We start from the raw sequence: 16,119 nt of genomic DNA on the forward strand, positions 1-16,119 counted from the left end.
GTGACGATGGTCGAGCGTCGATGGTGGACTGTCGGCATTCGTACCGAACCAACTCCGACAATCCACACCCGACGGTCGATAATCAAAGCTACTTGGGTGCCTTGGGGCCCGTGATCTCCTCGACCAACTGCCGAATCTCACGGTCGCGCTTCAGCACGTCGGCGGTCGACTCGTTATCGACGTTCCAGAACTTGTTCTTTTCCTCGGCCGACGGTTCCTTTACCGGCGACACGACGCGGAACCCGATGCTGAAACCTTCGGTCCACCAATAGGGGCTCTTGGGAATCTGCGGGTCTTTTTTGTTGTCGTTGACGGTGATCTTCTGGCGGGCGGCCGAGCGGCAGTTCTCGACATCGGATTCGTAACCGCCGCCCCGGGCCAGCCGCGGGTACTGCGAATCCGGCCAGCGAAGGGCCTCGCGCCACCCGACCTTCTTGCCGGCAAACTTGGCGTACCAGGCGTCGTCGTACTGATCGACCACGATCTCGGCGACGTTGCCGTAGATGTCGTACAGGCCGAACGGGTTGGGCTTCTTGCCGCCGACCTTGTGATAGCCGACTTCGCCGTCGCTCAACGCGGAGTTGTCGTAGTGCCAGGCGTAGTCGTCGAGCTTCTTGGCGTCATCGCCGAAGAAGTAAGCGGTCTTGGTGCCTGCGCGGGCGGCGAACTCCCATTCGGCTTCGGTCGGCAGCCGGTAGAAGCGTCCGGTCTTGGCGCTGAGCCACTTCGTAAATTGCTTGGCCGCGAACTGCGACATGATCACCGCGGGCAGCTTGCCTTCGCGGCCGCCCATTCGCTGAAGAGCGGGGCCGGCTTCGATGTCGTAAATCGGGGTGGGGTAGCTGACCGCGTCGGCCTGCTTCTCGAACGGGATCGTCTTTCCCTTGCCTTCGCCGAGAATCGGGTACTGGGCGAGGTACTCGTTGTAGATATCCCAGGTCATCTCGTACTTGCCCATGTAGAAGGGCTCGACTTCGACGTCGAACTGGGGGCCTTCGGCCTTGTTTCGCTTCTTTTCCGATTCGGGCGAGCCGACCGTCACGGTGCCGCCGGGGATTGGCACCATGTCGAAGGTCGCGGCCAATCCGACGATGGACTGGGTGAACGGCTTCATGTCCGCCGGGACGGCCGGGGTTTCGGCGCGGGCCGGTGCGGGAGAGACGGCCAGCGGCAGGGCGGCCGCGGCGGCTGCAACGGCGAGCGCTGCACAAGCGGCACGGCCGAGCCATGCCTTGGAGAGCGGATTCGAACGCTTCGACGACAGTCGGGTCACTTGGGGGATCCTTTCAGCGTGGCGAGACGGCACCTGCGAAGTTACGTCCCTCCACCGGGACTCCTTACACCGCCGTCCATGATCGGGGACGCTCACAACAACAACAGGTTAGCAGGAGATTCTAGCGGGCGGGGAAAGCGTTACGCAATTGAAAGAAGACGACTCGCGACCGAAACAACCGAAACAATGATCACGCCGACATTGATCGTCACCAGGCCTTGAGAACGTCCAAGGCCCTGGATTCTTCCCATTGTGCCGCCGGGAGCCCGCCAGCTTCCTGCCGTGGGCGAAGTTGCGTCTCGCGCCGCTCCTTTCTACCGTTAGCGTCGTCGAAAGTTGAGGGCGTCTGACAGGGGAATTGGAGGACAGGTTATGAAACGGGATAACATGGGCATTTCAGGGGCATTGCGAGCCGCCCGACTCACCGGTCTGCTGGGGCTGATGGTCCTGGTGCTTACAGGCGGCTGCAAATCCGGGACAGCTTCGAATCCGCAGGTGTCGGCCGGTACCGGATCGGCCTCCAAGCCGGTCGACCTGGAGCGGTTCGAATACCACGGCATGAAGCTGGGGTCGGACTACAACCTCGTGCTCTACGCCCCGGACAAGACCTCCGCCGATGCCGCCGCCAAGGCCGCCGAGGCCGAGATCGATCGACTCGAAAACATCCTGAGCGACTACAAGACAGACAGCGAGATCAGCCGTCTGTCAAAGATGACCGCGCAGGGGCCGATGCAGGCACCGGTCGCCATCAGCGATGATCTGTACGAAGTGCTCTGGGCCGCGCAGGTGCTGGCTTACGAAACCGAGGGCGCGTTCGACATCACTGTCGGGCCGTACGTGCAATTGTGGCGTCGGTCGCGGCGGCAACAGGAGTTGCCATCGCCCGAGCGGATTGCCGCCGCCTCCAAGAGCGTCGGCTACCAGAAGCTCAAGCTCGAACCTTGGGCTCACGACGATGAGGACGGTGGTTCGCTTCGCGAAGCCGGCCGAGAAACAACCCAGGTCACCAAGGCTCAACTCCTGGAAACGGGAATGCGGTTGGACGTTGGTGGGATCGCCACCGGCTACATTGCCGACCGCGTTCTGGTGGTGTTGCGGGAGCGTGGCATCGAATCGGCGATCTGCGACCTCAGCGGGGATCTGGCGATCGGAGATCCTCCGCCCGACCGCCATGCCTGGCGCATTGCCGTCCGATCGCTGACCGAACCCGACAAGTTCGCCGAGTTTCTCGACGTCGCCAACTGCGGCGTTTCGACGTCCGGGGATACGTACCGATTCGTCGAGATCGAAGGCGTCCGCTACAGCCACATCCTGGATTCCAAGACCGGATTGGGGCTGACCCGGCGGATCGGCTCGACGGTGGTGGCCTCCAGCGGCATGGTCGCCGACGGGCTGGCAACCGTGATGTGCGTCACGGGCACCGAAAGAGGGATCGCCATCCTGGAATCGCAGGGCGCCGAGGGAAAGATTGTCGAATTGGTCGGTGATCAGGTTCAGATCCGCCCCTCCAAGCAGTACAACGCGATGAAGTCAACGACGCCAGCCGACTAAACGAGAGGGAAGGTCACGTGTAGCCGGCGGGCTCGCCCGCCGTGCGTCCGCCCACCAGACATTTCACGTAACCGTCTGATGGTCGAAAGGATGGGTTCGCCGCCGGTGGTCTTGTGCGGGTCAGAATCCCTTGGACTCGCCGCACGTTCCGCTTTACAATCTTGCATTCGAAAGGGTCGTAACCAACATTGCCCGCCGGCGGTGTATTGAGTGTTGAAGGGGTCGGCGCACCAGATGTGCAGACCATTCAATACGGTTCGATCGGAACGATATAACCGTCTGTTTACCGGTTCCCAACCGCGGAGAGCGAAACCAATGAAATCCGACAGTGGCCATGCCGCCTCAACGTCCAGGACGACCGTTACCCCCGCGATCGTCGATCCGGCCCACAGCCGTCGCGATGTGCTGAAGATGTCCACCGCCGCCGCGGTCGCCGCGGCCGCGGCATCGTGGCCGCTGGCGTCGGCGGTTTATGCCGCCGGGTCCGACCAGCTCAAGTACGGTCTGATCGGTTGTGGCGGTCGCGGTTCGGGCGCTGCCGCCAACGCGATGCACGCCGACTCGACCAACAAGCTCGTCGCGATGGCCGACCTCTGGCCGGACAAGGTCAAGTCGAGCCACAAGAACCTGACCGAAGAACTCGGCCAGCAGATGGACGTCCCGGCAGACCGCCAGTTCTCCGGCTTTGATGCTTACAAGGCGGTGCTCGAAGTGTCGGACGTGGTCATCCTCGCCACGCCACCGCATTTCCGCCCGATGCACCTCGAGGCGGCGCTGAACGCCGGCAAGCATGTCTTCTGCGAGAAGCCGGTCGGCACCGACGTCCCCAGCGTCAAGCGCGTGATGGCGCTCGGCGAGAAGGCGAAGGAAAAGAACCTCAACCTCGTCTCCGGCCTCTGCTACCGCTACGACATCGCCAAGAAAGAGACGATGGCGAAGATCCACGCCGGCGAGATCGGCGACATCGTCAACATGCAGGGCATGTACCTCACCGGCGGCCTCTGGATGAACAAGCGCCAGGACGACTGGGGCGACATGGAGTGGCAGCTCCGCAACTGGCTCTACTTCACCTGGCTCAGCGGCGATCACATCGTCGAACAGCACATTCACACCCTCGATAAGCTGCTGTGGACGATGAAGGACGTTCCGCCGACCCGCGTCACCGGTAACGGCGGCCGCACCGTCCGCACCGACCCGGCGTACGGGCACATCTACGACCACTTCGACACGATCTACGAGTGGGATTCGGAAGACGGCCCGCCGGTCAAGGCGTTCTGTCAGACCCGCCAGTGGGTCAACTGCGCCGTCGACACCAGCGACTGGATCTACGGCACCAAGGGCCGGGCCAACCTGATGGCGCATCAGATCTGGGGCGAGAAGGCCTGGAAGCGCAAGGGCAAGTCGCCGAACATGTACGATACCGAGCACGAAGAGCTCACCAAGGCGATCAAGACCGGCAAGACCATCAACAACACCGACTACATGTGCAAGAGCACGCTGATGGGCATCATGGGCCGCATGGCGGCCTACACCGGCCAGACGATCACGTGGGAAAAGATGCTCGAGTCGACCGAAGACCTGACGCCTCCCACCTACGATCCCAAGGCCAAGTACCCGACCCCGCCTGTCGCGGTGCCGGGCGTGACGAAGTTCGCCTGACCCCAAAGGCGACGCGGTGGAACAGAACCAGAGAGAATGGCCCGATTCGTTCGGGCCATTTTCTTTGGTAGATGGCCTCGATTAGCGGTCGCACCGAAGGTGCACGCTTCTCCTGCCGACGCAATCGTGCACCTTCGGTGCGACCGCTAAGCTGGGCGTTCTGGGCCTCGAGCCTTACGCCACACGGAACTGGCCGGGATGAACAACTTGTTATGCCGCTTACGCCTCAACAGATTCTCGAACGCCTCGTGGAGATTGTGCCCGGGTTCCACACGTACTGGGAATCTCCAGAGGCGTGCTTTCATGAAGACAACGGGGAGTTCACTTGCTGTGGCGTCTTTGGTGACTGCTCTCATTTCGTCCGGGCCCAATACGAGCAGTTGTCGACAGTACAGCGCCGCCAACTCGCTGCCTTCGTAGTGGAATGCATGTCGTCGTCGGACAAGGAATTGGGGAACGCAGCCGCAACGTGCTTCTTAGAAAATCTCACGCACGAGCGTTTCTCCAAGGACTTCGAGAATTACCTTGCGGGCGACGCGCTCGACTTTTACAGGCGGTTCCAAGGTACCTAACCTGCCGCTAAACGGCAGAGGCGTTATCGGACCGAATTCCGACCCCTCCAGATTTTCCAGCCAGATTCTGCAACCCACGCCGTACCCTGATTAGTGCCCCCGAAGGCTAAGCCGCCTGCGGGAGGTACGATTTCACGTACCTGGAGAAATCATGTTGCAGAGAACGAACCTTGCTCGGCTCTTCCTGTCCGTTATCGCCTGTTCTGTTGTGCTCGCGCCGGCGGCTGTCTTGCAGGCTCAATCGACACCGGCCTTCAGCGGTGAATTCACCAGCGAGAAGCTACGGCTGACGCTCGCGCCGGCCGCCGACGGCCAGTCGTTCAGCGGAACGGTGACACTCGGCAGCAAGTCGTTTCCCGTGACGGCCAAAGCCAACGGCAACACGCTGACCGGCACGTTCACCAGCGGCGGCGAGTCGTTCGCGTTCACGGCGACTCGAAACGGCGACGTCGTGACCTTCCTGACCGGCCGCACGACCTACACGCTCAGCGCCGCGCCCGCCGGTCGTGTCGCCGCACCAGCGGCCGGTGCACGCTACGTCCGCATGACGCGGGTGAACGTTCCCGACCTGCTCTGCAAGCAGACCGCGTCCACGGTGCTAATCCCCTCCGACTGGAAGCTCGAAGGGGGCATCATCTGGCGGCAGAACGTCGCCTACCCGACCGCGGTCCACGGCCGCATCTTCAATCCGAAGGGGACCGAGCAGATGGGGTTCTACCCGTCGCTGCTGTTCAACGACGGCGTTCGGGAAAGTGCCGCCAACAATGCCCGCATTGCCGGCCCTGAGGCCATGGCCGCCGCTGCCGCAGGCTTTCCGGAAGGCTCGATGTACATGGGCAACGAAGTCCGCCGGCTGAACGCCGATCCGGTCGCCGTGCTGAAAGAGTTCGCATTGCCGCGCTACCGGAAGGACCTGGCCCAGGCCCGCATCATTGATGTAGTCAATCAGCCGGAGCTGGCCAAGCTCAAGTTCGAAGCACTCGGAAGCCCCCAGGGCGCGGAGGTGAAGGCGGTGCGGGTGCGGTTCGCCTATGACCTCAACGGCGTCGCGATGGAAGAGGACTTCCTCTGCTTCTGGGGATCGATGCCGATCCTGCCGCCGATCGTCAGCTGGGGCATGGAGTTTCAGTCGTTCCGCGCCGAGAAGGGAAAGCTCGACGCGACCATGCCGCTGTTTCAGGCGATCAACCGTTCGGGCAAGGTGGATATGAAGTGGTTCGCGGGCGTGCTCGACGTGCAGGCCCAGATGCACCGCGACGGCATGCAGGCGATCGCCGACGCCGGCCGGCTGAGCAAGTACATCGCCGCCCGGAGCGACGAAGTGAACAAGATGATCACCGAAGGCTACTGGAAAGCGCAGCAGTCGAACGATCGGATTTATGACGGCATCAGCCAGTCGATCCGCGGCACGCAGCGATTCACCGACCCCTACGACCAGCGTCCGATCGAATTGCCCGGCGGCTACGATCACGCATACATGAGCCCCCGCGGCGAGGTCATCCTCACCAACGACCCGCTGTTCAATCCGGGGGTCGAGTTTAAGGAAGATTGGAAGGAACTGCCCAAGGCGCGATGAGTGGTTGGCGGAACGGTCTTGGACCTCTTTTTGTGTGCTCTGATTGGGAGGTATAGCGAGGTGTTGAAGTCGTCCGGCGGGTTGGTTTATGATTCACCGCCACCCGCCGGACGACGGTTTGCAGGCACGCGATCCGACCGGCACTGGGGAGCGCAATTCTAACAGGGGATTTCCAGTGAATCAGGCCAATTCCGAAGATCCGGCGATCGCCGCCGCGTACAAGTACATTCGAGAGGAGATGGCGCAGGGCGTCTCCGACGAGCAGATCGTGCTCACGATGGAGGACAACGGTTGGAATGCCACAACCGTAAGGGCGCTGTGCAAAAACGTGAGGGAGAGCACACCGGCGCCCACGCATTCGCTGAACTACGCGTCAATGTACCGGAACCCGTCCGCCAGACCGACGGTCTCCACTGGGGGCGGCGACGGTGGCGCGGACATGCTGGTCGGCGGACTCATCTGCGCGGTCGGACTGGTGATCACCATCGGCTCCTATGCGGCCGCCAGTAGTTCCAGTGGCGGCGGCGGCTACGTCGTGGCGTGGGGTGCCATCCTTTTCGGCGGGATTCGATTCTTCCGTGGACTTGCGGCCCGCGGGTAGTTCGGGCGGGCGGCTTGTGCGGGTTTCGCCTGGGGGTTTCTCGATTCTCTAACTGTCGTCCCGTTTGCGTGTCGAATGAATGAGAGGTGTGGGGAACGGAGACGACGACATTGAAGAAACTGCAATTGTTACTGATGGTTCCGCTGTTGCCTCTTGTGACCGCAGCCGATGCCGCCGCAGCCAGGCCGTCATCGACGGCTCCGGCAAGCCGGCCCGGGGCCGCGACGCTGATTGCCCGCGGGCACGCCGACGAAGCGGTGCCCTCCCTGAACAAGTCGAACGTTAACACGATGGACGCCTGGGGACAGACGCCACTGCGCGCCGCCGTGCGCACCGGCGAGATTGAAGTCGTCAATGCGGTGCTTGCGGCCGGTGCTGATGTGCGGTTGCGCGCCGGCTTCGGATGGACCGCGCTGCATGATGCTGCCGCGACTGGCGAGATCGCGATTGTCGAACGGCTGCTGGCCGCCGGTGCCAGGGTCGATCAGACGGAAAACACTGGCGACACTGCGTTGCACATCGCCTGCCGGTTCGGGCGTGCGGAGGTCGCAAAGCTGCTGATCGAGAAGGGGGCGACCGTCCGCCGCAAGGACCAACTCGGCTGGACGGCGATGCACTACGCCGCCGCGTCGGGCAATACGGACGTCGTGAAGATGCTGCTGGATCGTAAGGTGTATCTCGACGAGGAGAACCGCGACGGTAACACCGCGCTGCACCTGGCGGCGTTGGAGAACAAGGTCGACACGGTCGAGGCATTGCTTGACGCCGGTGCCAATGTTTTGGCCCGTAACGGCAAGGGCCGCACCGCACTCGACCTGGCGATGCAAAGCCGCCACCGGGAAGTCGCCGATCGGCTGTCCGAGGCGGTCGGCAAAGCCAGGGCCGAGCGAGAGGCGAAGCTGAAACCTCAAGAATGAAGAATGCAAAACATGCAATGAAAAATGCAAAATGGAATGCTATTGCCATTTTGCATTTTTCATTGCATGTTTTGCATTCTTCATTTCCCGGGCAACCGAAGCAACCTCCACCCTAACCCTCCCCGGAGTACCGGAGGAGGGGACCAGAAGTACCGAAAACGGGGACAAGTCACACCAGCGATTCGACCTTCTTCACTTCCACCTGGTCGTTCTTCTGCAAATCCGCGAGTGTGCGTTTGCCCATGATCGCCTTGAGCGTCACGCGGTTGTCGTCGAACTGGCGGTCGTGAATCCTGGTGTGGGATTCCAGGAACGACAGCAGCTTGCCGTTGGCGACATCGGCTTCGAGCGTGACATCCACCTGCGTGCCCCGAACCGCGCGGAGAACTTCAACCAGCAGATGCTCAAGGCCTTTGCCTGTTCTGGCGCTGATGGGGATCGCGTCCGGGTGCATGTTCCGCCAGAAGGGATAGTTCTCCTCGCCCTCGGGCGTGTCGGTCTTGTTCAGAAGCAGGATCTCGGGCTTGTCCTTCACCCCGATGTCATCCAGCACTTCGTGAACGCTCTTGAACTGCTGCTCGGCGTGCGGATGGCCGACGTCGAGCACGTGCAGCAGCAGGTCCGCGTGGACCGCCTCTTCCAGCGTCGCCTTGAAGCTGGCGACGAGGTTATGGGGCAGATCGCGGACGAAACCGACCGTATCCGACAGCATTACTTCCGTGCCGCGCTCCAGCTTCCACGACCGCGTCTTGGTATCCAGCGTCGCGAAGAGCTTGTCGTCGGCATAGGTGCCAGCGGCGGTCAGCGTGTTGAACAGCGTGCTCTTGCCGGCGTTGGTATAGCCGACGATGCAGACCGTGAAATGCTCCAGCGTGCGGGCCGCGACGATGCGGCTCTTGCGCTCCTGGATCTTTTCGATGTCCCGCCGAAGGGCCGAGATGCGATCGCGTACCAGTCGGCGGTCGCTCTCGAGCTGCGTTTCACCCGGGCCGCGCGTGCCGATGCCCATGCCGCCGCCCTGGCCGGCGATGCGCTCAAGGTGGCCCCACATCTTCATCAGGCGCGGGTAGGTGTACTGCATCTGCGCCAGCTCGACCTGAAGCTTGGCTTCGTGCGTGTGCGCACGGCTGGCGAAGATATCGAGGATCAGTTCCGACCGATCGAGAACCTTGATGCCCTCTTCCCCGCGCTTGGAACCGGCGACCTCGTTGATGATCTTTTCCAGCGAGCCGATCTGACTAGGCGACAGGTCGTTGTCGAACAGAACGACGTTCGCCTTCTCCTTCATCGCCAGCAGCGCGATGTCGCTGGCCTTGCCGGAGCCGATGTAGGTGCCGGCGTCAGGGCTCTGCCGCTTCTGCAGAATCTGCCCGACCACGCGCGCACCGGCGGTCTTGGCGAGCGAGCCGAGCTCGCCCAGCGGATCGCGCGGATCGGCGGTTGAATCGGGAAGGATCACCCCTACAAGGACAGCCCGTTCCTGGTGAACCGAAAGTTCTGTGCGTTTGAGTTCTGCCAAAGCTTGCGTGCCTCTTCACGGATACGGAACGATGTATTGTACGCTCGTTTTCAACGACGCGCCGCGATTCTGTGGCATGGGCATGGACGGATGCCCGCGGCGGTAACCCAGCAGTCACACGAACCACGGGCACCGGCGTACCGCAGTCCATGGCACCCGGACATTGGGTCGCCGCAACCCGAATCGCGGACACGGACAAGCATACTTGCCTATGCCACAATCAAATACAGAAGGGCAACCCGCAACGGGCTGCCCTTCTGAATCGATGATTCGTCGATCGATTTCTCAGGCCTGGCCGACTTCCAGCCGGACGTAGCCGGTCAGCTCGACGCCGCCTTGCTTGACGTACGCGGCGATGTTGCCCTTGAACACGCCGGCGTTGAAGAACTCCTGGTCGAGCAGGACGCGCTCGGCGAAGAACGAGTTCATCTTGCCCTCGGCGATCTTCTCGGCGATCTGCTGGGGCTTGCCGGTGGCCTTGGCCTGCTCGACGGCAAAGTCGCGTTCCTTGGCGACCAGGTCGGCCGGGACGGCGTCGCGGGTCAGGCCGGCGGGGCGGGCGAACGCGATGTGCCCGCCGAGCTGCTTGACCAGGTCTTCCGACGGGTTGCCCTTGAACGCCATGATCACACCGATTTTGCCGGTGATGCCGTAGAGGTAGAGGCCGACCTTGCCGCCGGCGGGGGCCGTCAGCCGGGCGGTCTTGCCCAGGCGGACGTTTTCACCGGTGGTCTGCGAAACCTTGGTCAGCTCGCCGGCGACTTCCGGCAGGGCGGCGACGTCGCCTTCGGCCTTCAGCAGGGCGGCGGCGGCGATGGCACCGACGGCCGAGAGCGGCTCGCTCTTGGCGGTGAAGTCGGTGTTGCAGTTGACCTCGACCAGTGCCGCGGCAGAGCCGTCGGCGGCGACCGCGCCAAGGACGCGGCCTTCGCTGGCGGCGCGCTCGGTCAGCGACGACTTCACGCCCTTCTTGCGGAAGTATTCGATCGCCTTTTCAAGATCTCCGCCCGTTTCCTGAAGGGCCTTCTTGCATTCCATCATCCCCTGGCCCGTCTTGGAGCGGAGGTCGTTGACGAGCTTTGCGGTGATTTCCGCCATGATTGGTTCTCCAAAAGTAGCTTGTGGCATGGGCATGTACTCATGCCCGTGCGCGGATCGCGCTTCGTCACACGGGCGCTACCACCCGTGATTCGGCTCGCGTCGGATGCCGTGGGACGCACTTTCTGCAAATCGAAGACACGGGCAAGAGTACTTGCCCATGCCACCCACTAAATTAGTGCGAGACAAAAGTTCAGCCCGCGACAGCGGGTTCGGCGGCCGGGGCGGCGGTTGCCGGGGCTTCGCCGCCGACCGGGGCCGGTGCGCCCTCGTCGGCCTTGAAGCTCGACCGGGTGCTGCGGCGGCGGGGGCCGCCGGCCTGGCCGTCATCTTTCGCAGCCGGGCGGGTGCCCTTGGCTTCGATGATCGAATCAGCCAGCTCCTGCATGATGATCTCGACGGCCTTCATCGCGTCGTCGTTGCCCGGGACGGGCAGGTCGATCAGCTCGGGGTTGCCGTCGGTATCGATCAGCGCCACCACCGGAACGCCCAGCTTCTTGGCTTCCTTGACCGCGATGTGCTCGCGGCGGGTGTCGATGATGAACATCGCGCCCGGCATCTTTTCCATCTTGCGGATGCCTTCGAGGTTGGCCTTGATCTTCTTCATCTCGCGGCCGAGCGTGCTCTTCATCTTCTTCGAGTAGGTCTCGATTTCACCGGTGGTGAAGAGTCCTTCGAGCTCGTCCAGGCGGTTGAGGCGGCGACGGATGGTCGCGAAGTTGGTCAGCGTGCCGCCAAGCCAACGCTCGCCGACGAAGTGCATGCCGCAACGCTTCGTCTCTTCTTCGACGGCGTGGCGGGCCTGGCGCTTGGTTCCGACGAAGAGGACGTCCTTGCCGTCGGCGACGATCTTGGCCAGGAACTTCTTGGCGCGGAGCAGACCCTTCACGGTCTCCTTCACGTCAATAATGTGAATGTTGTTGCGCTTGCCGTGGATGTACGGTTCCATCTTCGGGTTCCACCGGCTGACGCGGTGACCGAAGTGAACGCCTGCATCGACGAGCTCTTTGACCAGTTCTGCGGGAGTGCGGGACATGCGAATACCACTTTTCCGAACGGAGCAGCCCGGGCGTCGCCGGTTGCCAAGAAGACCGGAGAGACCATGGGGCTTCATTCTCGCCGCCCGCTGCGGCCCACACGGGCTGCCGGGCGATCGAGATAAGTTGAGTCTACGCTTCCAGTTATCGCCGGTGGGTTGACGCGTGGCGTCCCTCGGAGAGATGGAGAACGTGCCCGGCCTTGGCGAGCCGAGACGAGCAAGGATACCGCGCCGGCTGAACTCGTTCAAGGGCGGCTGAACCGTTGCGCTCGGCCGGACCGCCGGGCCGGTGACACCGGGCAGCCGTGAATAACCCCCTCCGATACACTTCAGCTGCCGATGATACACCTATCGACCGGTTACCATGGACGAGGCTTCCACTGGTGCGTGATCTAATAGCGACCTGGTCCTCAGGAGACACTCATGCGAACGACTTCCATCGCCACGCTGATCGTAACTTGCTTGTCATTGTTGCTGTCCGGCTGCTTTGAAGCCGGTGTCGGCGACCCCGCCAAGGCGAAGATCGACCCGAAGCTGGTGGGTCTGTGGAAGGTCGAGGACGGCGAGATGATGCTCGTCAAAGTCTGGGACGATCGCACCTATATCATCAGCCAGATTGCCCCGGTCAAATCCGAGGACGGTGTCGAAAGGCTTGAGCCGACCGGCGGCTGTTTCCGTGCCTGGCTCGCGAACATCGGCGGGAAGACGTTTATCACGCTCGATCAGTCCATGCAGCGGCTGCACAAGATCGAACGCCCGTTCGTCGTTGCGCAGATCCGGGTGGAAGGTGAGAAGCTCGTCGTACAGGGTCTGGACCCGGAGTTTGCCGAATCGGCCCACACCCCGGCGGAAATGGAAAAGCACATCCGCGACAACCTGAAAAACCCCAAGCTGCTCGTGAAGGAAGTGACGACCTATGTGCCGGTGCCCGAGGCGATCTCTGCAATGGTGAAGTGATCGGGCTGCGACACGGCGATGCTCACTCCGTGATCGGTCGGCGGATGAGCCGGGCGTAATCGATCGCCCGCCGCATGACCTCCTGCAGCGTTTCGCGCACCATGACCTTTTCCCCTCCCTCGCAGCAGACGAGGGTGTCCGGCGTGCTCTCGACAAGCCGGATCTTCTCGGCGTTCATCAGGAACCGCTGACCGTTGAGGCGTGTGAGTTGGATCATGTTTTTCAGCTCCGCTGAAAAGTAGTCGGTAGTCAGTAGTCAGTAGGAAGAAAACGAGGATTTGGACGGCCAGATTTGCAACCTTCTCTGCCTACTGACTACTGACTACTGACTTCCACAAGTTTATTGCCCCCGCGACAGCAGAATAACACCCTGCCGCGGGGGCTGGAGAATCGTTACCGTGCCGTGTTCAACAGCTCGGTGATTAACTGGTCGCTGGTCGAGATCACCCGGCTCGCGGCGGAAAAGCCGGTCGAGCTGATGATCATGTTGACGAACTCTTTCGACAGATCGACGTTGCTCTGTTCCAGGGCGGCCCCGCGAACGGAACCCGCGCCCAGTTGCAGGGGCTCGCCGATGACCGGCACGCCGCTGTCGGCACCGATGCCGAATTGGTTGCCGCCTTTGTCGATCAGGCCCTGGTTATTGGCAAAGGTCGCCAGGGCGACCTGCCCCAGCGCCTTGGACTGCCCGTTGGAATACGCCCCGACGATGCGCCCGTCGGCGCCGATCGCGAAGCTGTTGAGCACGCCAACCTGGTAGCCGTCCTGCTGCGTCATCGCTACGGTCGAGTCGCGGGCGGTCAGCGACGTAATGCCTTCAAAGTCGATGTCGAACGCCAGCGGCTCCTTGGCGCCGGTGGCGTTTCGGTTGACGGTGATGCCGGTGTTGGTCGCTTCCTTCAGCAGGCCGCGGTTGTCGAATGTCAGCGTCCCGGTGGCGATCGCCGTGTCGACGTCGGTGTCGTCGCCGCTGGTCGCGAAGAACCGCCAGACGTTGCCGGTATTGGCCTTGGATTCAAGAACCGCCGTCAGGTCGACCGACACCGGCGTGCCGAGCGAGTCGTAGACCACAAAGCTCGTGTGCACGCTCTCGCCGGCGGGGTTCGAGGTGATGCCGGCGGCGTTTTCGCCGTCGATGAACGTGAACGGGGCGGTCCCGTCCTGCTTCGACAGCGACAGGCCGTCGAGGTTCAGCGCGTTGTCTTTGCCAAGGTTGCCGGTCAGCACCAGTCGGCCGGCCGTCAGCACGGTGCCGTCGGGCTCGAAGGCGCCGCCGGCGACGGGCGTCAGCGGGTTGCCGTCATCGGGCACCGTGGTGTTCACGCCCATGCCCTGCTGGAGGAACGTCGTCAGGTCGGCGACGGTGGTCGTGGCGGTGATTTCGAGTTTGCGTTCCGGCTGGACGCGGCCACCCTTTTTGCCGGCCAGGGTGAACTCGTCGCCGACAGCCAGCAGTGGCGTGCCGGGGGCGGTGTTGTCGGCCAGGTCGGTGAGCAGGGTGGCGCCCGTCGGGGCCGCGGCACCGCCGACCACCGTCAACAGCTGGCTGTTCAGAATGCTCGCCCCCGTCGCGATGGCACCGGAGGAGTCGAGGTTTCCCTGTAAATTGACGGCAGTCGTCGCCTTGGCGGTTGTGGCGGTGCCGAGCGGGACGGCCAGTTTCGTGAGCGAGCCGGGGATCACATTTCCCTCGTCGTCCGCCGAGAAACCCTGCACGAAATCGCCGGACGTGGTCACCAGTTCGTTGTTGGCATTCAGGCTGAACGAGCCGTCGCGGGTGAACCGCTGCTCGGTTCCCTGCACGATGAAAAACCCCTCGCCGTCGATCGCCATGTCCGTGGCGCGGCCGGTGGGCTCGACGCTGCCATAGGAATAGTCTCGGTCGATCGCGGCGACGCTGGCACCCAAGCCACGCTGCGCCGGGTTGGTGCCGCCGAAGTCAGAATCCGGCGACGTGCCCGCCGAATCGGTCACGTAAAACTGCGGCTTGAACAACGCCCGGCTGCTCTTGAACGCGACGGTATTGGCATTGGCGATGTTGTTGCCGACAACACCCAGCCGAGCCTGGTTGACGTCGAGCCCCGAAAGTCCGGTGAACAGTGCGCTGGTCAGTGCCATGTCTGGTTACCTTGAGTCTGTAAGCCGATCGCGGGGCCGGTTCGGTGGTCGAGCGTGCGAGTTCCGCAAGCCGTTCAGTTCACCGGTGTCGTGGTCGTCGCTGCGCCCGTCGGCGACAAAGTCGCGATGGCGGTCACCCGCCCGAGCGCCAGCGCCTGCCCGCTGTCGAGCTCGAGGTTGACGTCGTCGCCGTCCACGCGGACCGACGTCACCAACCCCGAGATCGGATTGTTCTCGGCATCAAGCCCCTTGACCGTCTTGCCGATCAGGCCCGCCGCCGAGCCGATCTGGCTCTGCTGTGTAAGGCCCTTGAGGCTCGTCTGCAGATCGGTGCTCGACTGCAGCTGCCCAATCTGGCTCATCTGCGCGAGCAACTGATCGTTCTTGGCCGGCTCCATCGGGTCCTGGTTCTGGAGCTGGGTGATCATCATCTTGACGAAGTCTTCGGCCTTGAGCGCCAGCTTGTTGGTCGAGTTGGGCATCTTGTTGCCCGTGTTCACCGGCGTCGATTGCGTGGGGCTGACCATGACGATCAATTCGGCCGGCAGGCGTGCGAAGGATGAAGAAACCGACCAGGCAAGATGCGCCCCGGCAACTGCTGCGCATGACCCCCGGCAGGAATTGCGCAGGCCTGTCGTCGATTGAGAGCTACCCCGCGGAAGGAAGAGAACACGAAGGCGCGAAGGCTCGAAGTAAACACGAAGGAACTCAACCCGCAGACGAGCTTTGATCCGCACCAAGAACCACAGAGCCCGGCGCATGCACATCATGGGATTCGTCGCCGACGGACGGCGTTTGATGACTATCTCCCATGACCTTCGTGCTTCCTTCGTGTCTTCGCGCCTTCGTGTTCTCTTGGCCCCCCAGCACAGAAGCACTACGACACCGGCTAGGCGTTCGCCGACTGGAGCTGCTTCGCCGCCGCCCGGGCCGCGGCGAAGTGTTCGGACAGCGTCTCCACCCGCCGCCGCAGCTTTTCGATCTGTACTTCAAGCTCGGACGGGTCGAGGTCTCCGTGGCTCCAGTGCCCATCAAGATGCTGCCCTTGTACGTGTGTGTGGGCCGCGTGGCTTCTCTCCAGCCGATGGAGCGCGTGCGCGTGTCGCGCCCGCAGATCGGCCAGCGCAAGAATGCTTTCGACAAGGTCGGCGGTGGTCGGTTCCATGGATGGTCTCCATCAACGCGGACACACCTTGTGGATTCGACACGAAGTGTTGTTTCTCAGGCGGCGGGTATCGA

15 protein-coding genes are annotated in these 16,119 nt (G+C 62.8%); 7 read left to right on the plus strand and 8 right to left on the minus strand.

What is annotated here, in order from left to right; all coding sequences use genetic code 11:
- Positions 1 to 88 precede the first annotated feature (88 nt).
- Positions 89 to 1,273, minus strand: a complete 1,185-nt coding sequence (locus IPV69_RS01860; protein WP_206293214.1) for a formylglycine-generating enzyme family protein — start codon at positions 1,271 to 1,273, stop codon at positions 89 to 91.
- Between the two features lie 372 nt (positions 1,274 to 1,645).
- Here IPV69_RS01860 and IPV69_RS01865 point away from each other — a divergent pair, with 372 nt between their 5' ends.
- From IPV69_RS01865 to IPV69_RS01885, 6 genes are all read left to right on the plus strand, one after another.
- Positions 1,646 to 2,824 (plus strand): FAD:protein FMN transferase, encoded by a 1,179-nt coding sequence (locus IPV69_RS01865; protein WP_206293215.1) that lies wholly within the window; start codon positions 1,646 to 1,648, stop codon positions 2,822 to 2,824.
- A 315-nt stretch (positions 2,825 to 3,139) separates the two neighbouring features.
- The gene (locus tag IPV69_RS01870; protein ID WP_206293216.1) at positions 3,140 to 4,483 is read left to right on the plus strand and encodes a Gfo/Idh/MocA family protein; all 1,344 of its coding nucleotides are present in this window, start codon (positions 3,140 to 3,142) and stop codon (positions 4,481 to 4,483) included.
- A gap of 212 nt (positions 4,484 to 4,695) precedes the next feature.
- Positions 4,696 to 5,055, plus strand: a complete 360-nt coding sequence (locus IPV69_RS28060) for a DUF7674 family protein (RefSeq protein ID WP_449272135.1) — start codon at positions 4,696 to 4,698, stop codon at positions 5,053 to 5,055.
- Between the two features lie 151 nt (positions 5,056 to 5,206).
- Positions 5,207 to 6,631, plus strand: coding sequence for a hypothetical protein (locus IPV69_RS01875; RefSeq protein ID WP_206293217.1), 1,425 nt, complete (start codon positions 5,207 to 5,209; stop codon positions 6,629 to 6,631).
- A 175-nt stretch (positions 6,632 to 6,806) separates the two neighbouring features.
- On the plus strand, positions 6,807 to 7,232 hold the full coding sequence (locus IPV69_RS01880) for a hypothetical protein (protein WP_206293218.1): 426 nt from the start codon (positions 6,807 to 6,809) through the stop codon (positions 7,230 to 7,232).
- 110 nt (positions 7,233 to 7,342) lie between these two features.
- Positions 7,343 to 8,149, plus strand: a complete 807-nt coding sequence (locus tag IPV69_RS01885) for an ankyrin repeat domain-containing protein (protein WP_206293219.1) — start codon at positions 7,343 to 7,345, stop codon at positions 8,147 to 8,149.
- A 169-nt stretch (positions 8,150 to 8,318) separates the two neighbouring features.
- On the opposite strand, the gene hflX is transcribed toward IPV69_RS01885, so the two are convergent.
- From hflX to rpsB, 3 genes are all read right to left on the minus strand, one after another.
- Positions 8,319 to 9,668: a GTPase HflX gene (hflX, locus tag IPV69_RS01890; RefSeq protein WP_206293220.1), complete on the minus strand. Its 1,350-nt coding sequence runs from the start codon at positions 9,666 to 9,668 to the stop codon at positions 8,319 to 8,321.
- A gap of 285 nt (positions 9,669 to 9,953) precedes the next feature.
- Positions 9,954 to 10,766 (minus strand): translation elongation factor Ts, encoded by an 813-nt coding sequence (gene tsf / locus IPV69_RS01895; protein ID WP_206293221.1) that lies wholly within the window; start codon positions 10,764 to 10,766, stop codon positions 9,954 to 9,956.
- 193 nt (positions 10,767 to 10,959) lie between these two features.
- Complete coding sequence (gene rpsB, locus IPV69_RS01900; protein ID WP_206293222.1) at positions 10,960 to 11,802, minus strand: 30S ribosomal protein S2; 843 nt, start codon at positions 11,800 to 11,802, stop codon at positions 10,960 to 10,962.
- A gap of 426 nt (positions 11,803 to 12,228) precedes the next feature.
- Here rpsB and IPV69_RS01905 point away from each other — a divergent pair, with 426 nt between their 5' ends.
- Entirely contained in the window at positions 12,229 to 12,762 is a 534-nt protein-coding gene (locus IPV69_RS01905; RefSeq protein ID WP_206293223.1) for a hypothetical protein, read from the plus strand.
- Between the two features lie 22 nt (positions 12,763 to 12,784).
- On the opposite strand, the gene IPV69_RS01910 is transcribed toward IPV69_RS01905, so the two are convergent.
- The 4 genes from IPV69_RS01910 to IPV69_RS01925 all read right to left on the minus strand — a co-directional run bounded on the left by IPV69_RS01910 (position 12,785) and on the right by IPV69_RS01925 (position 16,045).
- Positions 12,785 to 12,979, minus strand: coding sequence for a flagellar FlbD family protein (locus tag IPV69_RS01910; protein ID WP_206293224.1), 195 nt, complete (start codon positions 12,977 to 12,979; stop codon positions 12,785 to 12,787).
- 176 nt (positions 12,980 to 13,155) lie between these two features.
- Positions 13,156 to 14,880, minus strand: coding sequence for a flagellar hook protein FlgE (locus IPV69_RS01915; RefSeq protein WP_206293225.1), 1,725 nt, complete (start codon positions 14,878 to 14,880; stop codon positions 13,156 to 13,158).
- Positions 14,881 to 14,954: 74 nt separating this feature from the next.
- Positions 14,955 to 15,407, minus strand: a complete 453-nt coding sequence (locus IPV69_RS01920; RefSeq protein ID WP_206293226.1) for a flagellar hook assembly protein FlgD — start codon at positions 15,405 to 15,407, stop codon at positions 14,955 to 14,957.
- 362 nt (positions 15,408 to 15,769) lie between these two features.
- On the minus strand, positions 15,770 to 16,045 hold the full coding sequence (locus IPV69_RS01925) for a hypothetical protein (RefSeq protein WP_206293227.1): 276 nt from the start codon (positions 16,043 to 16,045) through the stop codon (positions 15,770 to 15,772).
- Positions 16,046 to 16,119 lie beyond the last annotated feature (74 nt).

This window comes from Humisphaera borealis (genome assembly GCF_015169395.1).
Classification (GTDB): Bacteria; Planctomycetota; Phycisphaerae; order Tepidisphaerales; family Tepidisphaeraceae; genus Humisphaera; species Humisphaera borealis.